We start from the raw sequence: 8,772 nt of genomic DNA, 5'->3' as shown, positions 1-8,772 counted from the left end.
GAGGGAGGGGATGGGGGTTCGGGGGAAGGGGAGGGAAGCCCTTCTCCAGAAGGGTTCCCTCCCCTTCCCCCGATACATCATGCTACGGCAAATCGGCACCGATGGCGGTGATCGAAAACGTCCCGTGGCTGACGCCGCGGATGGCGCGGAGCTGATCGGCAAGCTCGCGGAGTTCCCCGGCCTTGCCTTTGAGCACCAAAATTTCCAAGCAGTTGTGATGATCCAGATGTACATGGAGCGTCGTCACGATGAGCTTGTGCGCGTCGTGCTGCCGTTCCGTCAGCTTGCGGGACAAATCCCGGACATGGTGATCATAAATCAGGCTCAACACGCCCGCCGCTTCCGCAGTCTCGGAATGCAGCGAATCCTGCACCAGCGCATCCCGGATGATGTCGCGCAGCGCCTCGGAACGGCTTGGGCAAGCCTGCCGTTCGCACAGGGCATCAAATTTCTCCAGCAGATCGCTATCCAACGAAACGCCGAAACGAACCGTTTCTCCCATTGTCGCACCCTCTATCGGTGAATTTCCCAGATCCGCACGGGAACGGGCCGCTCCTGCGGATACAGGGCCTCTATGTCCTTTTCCCAGACGCAGCGCCCCGCCCAACGGCGGTTGACGAGCATGGAACGGAAAGTATCGTACACGGCCCGGCTGGGCTCGGCGACCCACGCCGCGCCGCCCTCCGCAAGCGCATACTCCAGAAAATCCAGCACGGGCGCGGCAAAACGCTGCTCATACATGATGTCCCCGCCCCAGATGAACCGCAGGCTCCGGCGCTTCACAGCGGGCCTGCGCCAGTCCATGACCGTCCAGAGCGGCTGGGGCACGGCGTTGTGCTCCGCGTTGCGCCGCGCGAAACGCAGGGCTTCCGGCTCATAGTCCATGCCGATGACGTCCGCGCCGAGCCATTGCCCCACCAATGCCGTCAGGCCGATCCCGCATCCGAGATCAAGGCAGGGCTGCCCCCGCAGGCTCTCGCGCCGCTGGTACAGCCAATCGGCAAGCACAAGGCTGGAAGGCCACAGCTCCGTCCAGTAGGGAAGGCGCTCGTCTTCCGTAAATTCGGTCATGGCCTCCCACAGGGCTTCCATGTCGGCGGCGCGTTCCAGCGTCCAATCCCGCCCGCAGGCGTTCACCGTCAAAAAAGGCTGCCAGCCCCCCTCTGAAAGGGGCGTATCCTGAGATTCGTTCACCGTTTCCCGTCCCTGCCGGGCCGAAAGGTTCGGCACGGCATCATAAGTCATGCGTATGACCTATACAGGCGGCGGCGGAAAGGGTCAACGAAAGGGTGCCGATCCCCCGCAGGCATTATTGACCCTCAACGGTGCGTCAGGTATGATAATCAGCTTTTCCATAGTGATAAAGGAGAAATCGCCTCATGATCGTGGAAATGGGTTGTCTTGTCCTTGGGGTTCCCGTGGGTTTCCTGCTCCGCAGGAAGCCGCTCGCCATCAAGATCACCGATCAGGTGCTCACATGGTCCGTCCGCATCCTCCTGCTCCTGCTCGGCCTCGCCCTCGGCGCCGACGACAGCCTCATGTCGCAGATGGACACCATCGGCGCACGGGGCATCTTCATCAGCCTGTGCTGCGTGGCGGGGAGCCTCATCGGTGCCCGCCTCCTTGAGCCGGTCATGAACCGCCATGTGGGGCACTACGCCGTTTCCCGCGCCGCAAAGGACGAAGGGGCGGCGCAATGAAGGAATCCATCATCGTCCTGTTCTTTTTCAGCGTCGGCGTGCTTGGGGGCAGGCTCGACCTCCTGCCCGCCGGATGGCTCGGCCTTGTCCACGAGGCCAGCAACCTCGCCGTATACGCCATGCTCGCCGCCGTGGGCATGAGCCTCGGCTTCGATTCGCGGGCATGGCGCATCCTGCGGGATCTCAAGGGCTGGGTCGTGCTCGTGCCCCTGATGATCATCGTCGGGACGTTCCTCGGCGGCGTGGCGGCATGGGCCATGCTGGACATGAGCTTCCGGGATGTGATGGCCGTGGCCGCCGGGTTCGGCTACTACAGCCTGTCGAGCATGCTCATCAACCAGCTCGCCGACGTCAGCCTCGGTTCGATGGCGCTTATTTCCAATATGGTCAGGGAACTCGTCACCCTGCTGTTCGCCCCCCTGCTCGCCCGCGTCTTCGGCGGCCTTGGGCCGCTTTCCGCCGCCGGGGCCGCCAGCGATACCTGCCTGCCCGCCATCATCCGCACGTCGGGCGAGCGGAACACCATCCTTGGGATCTTCTCAGGCATGGTGCTGACCATTGCCGTCCCCATCTTCGTGACATCCATTTTCGCATGGCTGTAACGCAGTCAAACCCAAAAAGAAATCAGCCCGTTGACGCATCAGGGAGACTTGCTTACCTTTACGCGGCTCCAATCATACCCTTTCACAACCTCAATACAGCCAGAGAGCATCATGCCCCTATCCATCTTCAAACGCCTTTTGATCTGTTTCTGCTTGGCGCTCCTCACGGCACTGCCCGCGCAGGCCGAGAAGCAAAAAAACGGGACGCTTCCCCCCGCCCTCGAAACCGCGCTGTCCGCCCTGCTTGCCGACGCCCCACAGGGCAAAGCCAACCCCGACGCCGCGGCAGTCAACACCGTCCTTGATTTCGTCGCCACCAACACGCAGGCGCCCAACAAGGTCCGCCCGGAATCCCGCCCGCAGGGTTCCGGCGCGTATCTCAAGGAAACGCTCAACCTCCCGCTCCGCAAACTTGTCGGGTACATGCTCGATCCCTCCATCCCCGGCGAGGCCATTTACCCCTCCGTCGTGCGCCGCAACGCGTGGATGCCCGGCAGCCCCATCCTGAAGGACAGCGCCGCCCTCATCGGCGCGGCCTATCCCCCCGCCGCCCCCATCGTGACCAGAGGCGTGGAATATGAGGAAACGACGCCCGACACCTCCAGCGGCTGCTACTATTCCTACAAGCTGAACCGACTGTTCGTGCTCGCCGATTACAAGGGCCGCACGGCGCTCATATCCGTATCCGTGATGCCCGGCCAGTCTTCCGTGGGCCTGCGGGGGGCCATTGTCGGCAACGACAAGGACTGGACGTATGTGTACACCCCGGAAAAAGGAACCAACCTGGCCATGCTCGGCTGGGCGGAAACCTACCTTTACGGCTCCGCCAGCGTATCCGTCTTCATGGAAAGCGCGCCCGGCAGCGGCAAGGTGGACATCGCCATCTTCAAATGGGCAAAGGCGGGCTGGAAGGGCTCCAACGTGGTGAAAGCCTCCCATATCACGGCGGGCCTGAAACGGTTCACAGCCTGCCTGCGTCAGGTGATGGAATCGCCCCGGCTGCCCTCTTCCGATGCCATCGCCGCCAGGTATGCCGGGCTCAAGGCGATGGGCGACACGGAACTGCGCGCGCAGCTTTCCAGCTTTGGCGCCCATCTCGCCAAACAGAACGACGACCCGCTGGACGAAAAGGCTTTCCGTTCCGTGCTCGACAACGGCGCATACCCCGGCACGCTCAAGCGCGACGACGCCATCGCCGAGCTCATGAAACTGTATATGCGTCAGCAGTTGGGAACGCTTCCCGCCGCTCTGGTACAGAATTGATTCAACAACGGTTCGGGCGGGGAACCCCTAGGCGGTGTCGTCATGTTACATATAACTATTTAAAATTATTAAAATTTTTTTATATATTAAAAATAATTTAATAATTTAAATATATTATATCCAGTTGGCGACACAGCCTAGGGTTTCCCCGCGCCTCCCCTTTCCCCCAAAGGCGTGGGAACAGCCTATAAAGGCCGCAGGCCCTGCCTTAAATGCCTTTCCCCTCAAGGTGTAGGGCCGCATCCTCAACCTGCCAATTTCGCAGTACCCGTACAGCCTTTCCCCCAAGGTGTGGGGCCACTCTAGACAGGCTGCGTTTTTCGCTGTTGTCGGCATTCCCTCCCAAGGCGCAGGGGTGCAGGGAAGAAATGCCGACGTATGAATGGAGGGACATGCACGTCCCTCTTTTTTTGTCCGCCCGCTTGGAATATCTTGAAAAGAAACATGATTTCAAGACAAGTAAGGAAGCGGGCAGGCCCTGCCCCAAAAGAGGCTGGCCATACGATAGAACGAACAGTTTGCAGTTCCATACATATTTTATTGGCGGCCTCCGTGGGTGAACCATGTTACTGGTTCCTTATCCGGGATTTCAAAAGCTGCCATATCCGCCGCTTATTCCGGCAGATCCCGCGAATAACGCTTGAACAACCCGGTTCGTTTTGAGAAAAGAATGCTGCCGGAGAGGTTTGGGACATTGTACCTGTGAAAAATGCCTCCCTAAAGGCAACCTGCACCTAGAGGCCGGGAACAGGGATTCGGCAAGTGCGAACGCCCATGGAACGGGGACGGGCAGGGCCGCGCCGACAGGCTTGAAGCTCCCTCCTCCCCCAAAGCCTCTCCAACGCCTCCAGTCCCTTTCAAAGCCAATCCGCGCTAAGGAGAAAGCCATGCCTTTTTCACCTGAGATAGAAGCCTGCCGCGTACCCGACGAGCGGCTTGCCGAAGCCTATGAAGAAACATCCGCTGAGCACCGGAGCTGGATCAAGACGACGCTCGCGTTGGCTGAGGCGACGTATCCAGCCCCGCCCTCCCGCCTGACCATAACGTCCGAAAACGCCGCAGCCGGGTTCGGCTTCACCCGTACACGGGAAACGGCGCCGTGGGCCGTGCTCCTCATAGGCGAAGGCTACGCTTCGGCGGTGCGCCTTGCGGCGGCGATCATGCCCGCGCGTCTGGCTGGCGTGGAGCCGGTTTTCGCCGTCTGGACGGGCATGGAAACGGCACCCTCCGGCCTGTTCGCCGCGCTGGAGCTCACCGGCGTGGAACAGGTCTTTGCCATGCGCGATCCGGCCCCGCTCCTGCGCGAACTTCCGGGACGGGGGCGCATCCTGCGCTTCGGCAAAGCCCCTCTCCCAGAATCCCCCTGCCCCGTCTGGAACGACCACGCCCCGCGCATCGAACGCGCCGCCCTGCCCAATGCGGCGGTTCTGTGGGCCCACCCGGACGCCCTGCCCGCCGATGACGGAGCCGACGCCGTTTATGCCGGTCAGATAATCATCGGGGAAGGCACGCCGCTGGCCCTCGGAACGGGATTGGAGGGTTGCTGGCTGCACACGGATTTGACGCCGGACTTTTTCATGAATGAGCGGTTGGAACTGAGCTGTACGTTAGAAAAACAGGAGTAAAATCATGCCGGTTTTTCGTCATAGACCCGGAGTTTCCTGTAAAGCCTGCTTTTCAGAAGATCGCTTGTTTCGTTATCTTCTGGAAATCACAGCTGACAGTACAGGAAAAAAACTCTGTGTTATTATGCAAAACCCGAGTGATGCCGATGAACACGTTTCCGATAAGAGTATCCAATTTCTCGAAACTCTTTTTTTTGAAAAATGCCCCCCAGAAATAGGCCCAATAGGAATAATAACGGTCGTCAACCTCTATGCTTTGGTTCAAAAACATGATTTTCATGGTGGAGAAAAAGCTGTTGGCCCGTTAAATGATCAAATTATTCAAAAGGCTATTAGCAATGCGGATATGGTTCTTCTCGCATGGGGACGTTCTAAGAACTACATGGAGCGGAAAAACATGATTTGGGCCATGCTTGACAATTTTCCCAGCAAGCCCCTTTTTAAGGGTGAACGGCACCCATCCCGTGCTTCCTACAGCCATTTCCTAATTCCTATTTCAACGAGGAGCTTTCCATGACACAGGCTGTGCGCAACATCGGCGTCATCGCGCATATCGACGCGGGGAAAACCACCCTCTCCGAGAGGATGCTGTTCTATACCCGCAAAATCCACCGCATGGGCGAGGTTCACGACGGCACGGCCACCATGGACTACCTGCCCGAAGAGCAGGAGCGGGGCATCACCATCACCTCGGCCTGCACGACCTGCGAATGGAACGGAACCACCGTCAACATCATCGACACGCCCGGCCACGTTGACTTTACCATCGAAGTGGAACGCTCCCTCCGCGTACTCGACGGCGCGGTCGGCGTCTTCTGCGCCGTGGGCGGCGTTGAGCCGCAATCGGAAACGGTCTGGCGGCAGTCGGAACATTTCGGCGTGCCGAAGCTCGCCTTCGTCAACAAGATGGATCGGATCGGCGCGGACTTTTCCGCCGTGCTCAAGTCCATGCAGGCCCGGCTCGGTGCGAACCCGCTGCCCGTCGTCATCCCCGTGGGCGCGGCGGAGACGTTTCAGGGCGTCATTGATCTCGTGACGTTGGAACGGCTTGATTTTGACGAGTCCGATCAAGGGCAGACATGGGCCCGTTCGCCCCTCAACGAAGCGGATGCCGAACTCGCCGCCCCGTGGCGCGAACAGATGCTGGAACGGCTGGCCGAAAACGACGACGCGTTCCTTGAACAGTATCTCGGCGGCGAATACACGGAAGCGGACATCCACGGCGCCATCCGCCGGGCTACGCTGGCCCGCCGCGTGACGCCCGTCCTCAGCGGTTCGGCGCTCAAAAACACCGGCGTCCAGCCGCTTCTCGACGCCGTAATCGCCTACCTGCCCGCCCCTTCCGATCTGCCGCCCGTCACGGCCCACAACCCCGAAGACGGAACCGACGCCGCCATCCCCTGCGATCCCGCCCTGCCCTTCACCGGGCTGGTGTTCAAGGTCATGATGGATGGGGGGCGCAAGCTGGCCCTTGTCCGCCTGTATGCCGGGACATTGAAGGAAGGCGATCCCTGCCGCAACGTCACCCAGCGCGCCGACGAACGCATCTCGCGGCTCTACCGGCTCCATGCCGATCGCCGTGAGCAGGTGGACGCCGCCAAAGCCGGGGACATCGTGGCGACCATCGGGCTGCGCTCGGCGCGCACCGGCGACACCATCGGCGCTCCCGGCTCCAAACTGCTGCTGGAGTCCATCGAAGCCTACCAGCCCGTCATCTCCCTCGCCATCGAGCCCCGCAACGCCGACGAAGGCAAAACCCTCGACGAAGCCCTTGACCGCTTCTCCCTTGAAGATCCGACCCTGACCGTCTCCATCGACGAAGGCTCAGGGCACCGCATCGTGTCCGGCATGGGCGAGCTCCACCTTGACGTGATCCTTGAGCGCATACGCCGCGAATACGGCATCGCGCCCCGCGTGGGCCAGCCTCAGGTCATCCGCCGCGAAACGCCGAAGCGCACGGCATCCGCGGCCGGCACGTTTGACCGTGAGCTCGGCAAGGAAACGCACATCGGCGAAGTCGCCCTGTCCATCGCCCCGCGTGAACGCGGTTCGGGCAACCAGATCCGGTTCGCCATCGATACGGCCACCCTGCCCGCCGCCTTCGTCGATGCGGTCAGGCAGGGCGTGGAAAACGCGCTCCAGTCCGATCCCGCTACCGGCTATCCCATTCAGGACGCGGACGTCGAAATCACCGCCATGCCCCGGCGTGACGGCTCCACGGCCGCGGGCTACCATATGGCCGCAGGCATCGCTTTGCGCTCGGCCCTTGAAGCCGCGCAGGTCACGACGCTGGAACCGCTTATGTTTGTGGAAATCTCCGCGCCGGAAGCCAACCTCGGCCCCGCCATCAGCCTGTTCGGGACGCGCGGCGGGAAAGTTGAAAACATCCTCGACCACGCGGGCCTCAAGCTCGTGCAGGGCCTTGCCCCCCTCAGCAAGCTCTTCGGCTTCTCCACAGACCTCCGCTCGGCAACGCAAGGCCGGGCCGGGCTGATGATGCGGTTTGAACGCTTCGACGTCATTTAAGGGCAAACAGTTTCCAAGAGGCCCCCAGCGGGCCTCTTTTTTGTGCAAAAGCAACTGTCCACAACTCAGGCATCTTGATACGCCCGCTCACGGGACGTTTGCCGCATTCCGCCATATGGCCCCCAACAGGCCCATACCCTTCCGTTGTTGACGACAAGAAACAGTTTGTGACCTCACGGAATCATCGCTGGCCCGCTGCGTTGCACATCGTTCAGTTCCTCCGGCAACGCCTTAATCAAATCCATACCCCAGAGAGCCAGCATAGGGGCGAGCGTGTACAACCTGGACAAAATCGGCTCTTATTGTGCCCGCCTCAAAGTATTGGAGCATAGGGAACGCCCTGACTTTCATGGACAGCGCCATATGGGAAAGAAAGGCCACATGCCTTGCGTCTTTCAGCATACGTCTTTCTTTCAACATAGCACCAAGCGGCTTCGCAAAGTCCATTTTATCCATAAGGCCGTGCCGTCATTTTTTTCATATAACTAATTGAAATCATTTAAAACAATCTTTTTATAGCTTTTAAAATAATTAAATAATTTCAATAGTTCATATCTAATTGGCGGCACAACCTAGAAAATGGTTGATGCCTTTTTTCTTGAAGTTCCAAAGGAATAGGCTGTGTTATAGAAAATAGTTGATGCTTTTTTCCTTGAGGCTCCAAAGGGATAACCGGCAAAACGCCTTAGCCGTGGCTCCCGCCAAGGGGAAAACTGAAGGAAAAGGCTGTATTTTCACTGTGCTGTGGAGATGAAACGACCACATGCTATAACAGAGCCATCCATAATGCCGGAACATAACCGCGAAAAAGGCGCTCATGCTACGCAGCATAATGCGCTACGGCAGGTTAGGTATAAGGAACGCCCCCAAATTGATGCCCAACAGTAATGGATGGAACCGGGCAAGGCGTTTTTGGCGCTTTTCATAGCTGAGCCCGAATTGGCCCCAAAAACTGTGAAAGCGCCCGGAGCCCTCCGAGACTTACGAAACAAGTATGCCGCCGTCATTCAGGAGTTCCAGCAATTACCCAGCATTATGCCCACATTAAAACGCCGT

At 59.5% G+C, this 8,772-nt stretch carries 10 protein-coding genes; 6 read left to right on the top strand and 4 right to left on the bottom strand.

Annotation, left to right across the window (positions count from 1 at the left end; genetic code table 11):
* Positions 1-82 precede the first annotated feature (82 nt).
* Together nikR and ACZM8Y_RS13240 are read right to left on the bottom strand one after the other, a co-directional pair.
* On the bottom strand, positions 83-502 hold the full coding sequence (gene nikR / locus ACZM8Y_RS13245; protein WP_302551404.1) for a nickel-responsive transcriptional regulator NikR: 420 nt from the start codon (positions 500-502) through the stop codon (positions 83-85).
* 11 nt (positions 503-513) lie between these two features.
* Positions 514-1,245 carry a class I SAM-dependent methyltransferase gene (locus ACZM8Y_RS13240; protein ID WP_302551405.1) on the bottom strand — a complete coding sequence of 244 codons (732 nt, stop codon included), beginning with the start codon at positions 1,243-1,245 and terminating at the stop codon, positions 514-516.
* Between the two features lie 134 nt (positions 1,246-1,379).
* On the opposite strand from ACZM8Y_RS13240, the gene ACZM8Y_RS13235 reads away from it, so the two are divergent.
* From ACZM8Y_RS13235 to ACZM8Y_RS13225, 3 genes are all read left to right on the top strand, one after another.
* Positions 1,380-1,700, top strand: a complete 321-nt coding sequence (locus tag ACZM8Y_RS13235; RefSeq protein WP_302551406.1) for a LysO family transporter — start codon at positions 1,380-1,382, stop codon at positions 1,698-1,700.
* Positions 1,697-2,302, top strand: coding sequence for a LysO family transporter (locus ACZM8Y_RS13230; protein ID WP_302551407.1), 606 nt, complete (start codon positions 1,697-1,699; stop codon positions 2,300-2,302). Before ACZM8Y_RS13235 ends, ACZM8Y_RS13230 begins: the two co-directional genes overlap by 4 nt.
* A 111-nt stretch (positions 2,303-2,413) precedes the next feature.
* Positions 2,414-3,565, top strand: a complete 1,152-nt coding sequence (locus ACZM8Y_RS13225) for a hypothetical protein (RefSeq protein ID WP_479859248.1) — start codon at positions 2,414-2,416, stop codon at positions 3,563-3,565.
* A 208-nt stretch (positions 3,566-3,773) separates the two neighbouring features.
* On the opposite strand, the gene ACZM8Y_RS13220 is transcribed toward ACZM8Y_RS13225, so the two are convergent.
* Positions 3,774-3,959, bottom strand: coding sequence for a hypothetical protein (locus ACZM8Y_RS13220; RefSeq protein ID WP_479859249.1), 186 nt, complete (start codon positions 3,957-3,959; stop codon positions 3,774-3,776).
* 493 nt (positions 3,960-4,452) lie between these two features.
* Here ACZM8Y_RS13220 and ACZM8Y_RS13215 point away from each other — a divergent pair, with 493 nt between their 5' ends.
* From ACZM8Y_RS13215 to fusA, 3 genes are read left to right on the top strand one after another with little or no spacing between them, the layout of a single operon-like run.
* Positions 4,453-5,190 carry a hypothetical protein gene (locus ACZM8Y_RS13215; protein ID WP_482333094.1) on the top strand — a complete coding sequence of 246 codons (738 nt, stop codon included), beginning with the start codon at positions 4,453-4,455 and terminating at the stop codon, positions 5,188-5,190.
* Positions 5,191-5,194: 4 nt separating this feature from the next.
* Positions 5,195-5,707 carry a DUF1643 domain-containing protein gene (locus ACZM8Y_RS13210; protein WP_479859250.1) on the top strand — a complete coding sequence of 171 codons (513 nt, stop codon included), beginning with the start codon at positions 5,195-5,197 and terminating at the stop codon, positions 5,705-5,707.
* Complete coding sequence (fusA, locus tag ACZM8Y_RS13205; RefSeq protein WP_482333092.1) at positions 5,704-7,716, top strand: elongation factor G; 2,013 nt, start codon at positions 5,704-5,706, stop codon at positions 7,714-7,716. The genes ACZM8Y_RS13210 and fusA overlap by 4 nt, the downstream gene beginning before the upstream one ends.
* Positions 7,717-7,947: 231 nt before the next feature.
* On the opposite strand, the gene ACZM8Y_RS13200 is transcribed toward fusA, so the two are convergent.
* Positions 7,948-8,172: a hypothetical protein gene (locus ACZM8Y_RS13200; RefSeq protein WP_489501782.1), complete on the bottom strand. Its 225-nt coding sequence runs from the start codon at positions 8,170-8,172 to the stop codon at positions 7,948-7,950.
* Positions 8,173-8,772: the final 600 nt, after the last annotated feature.

Source organism: Bilophila sp., from assembly GCF_057864385.1.
This window is presented reverse-complemented; position numbering and strand designations above follow the sequence as displayed.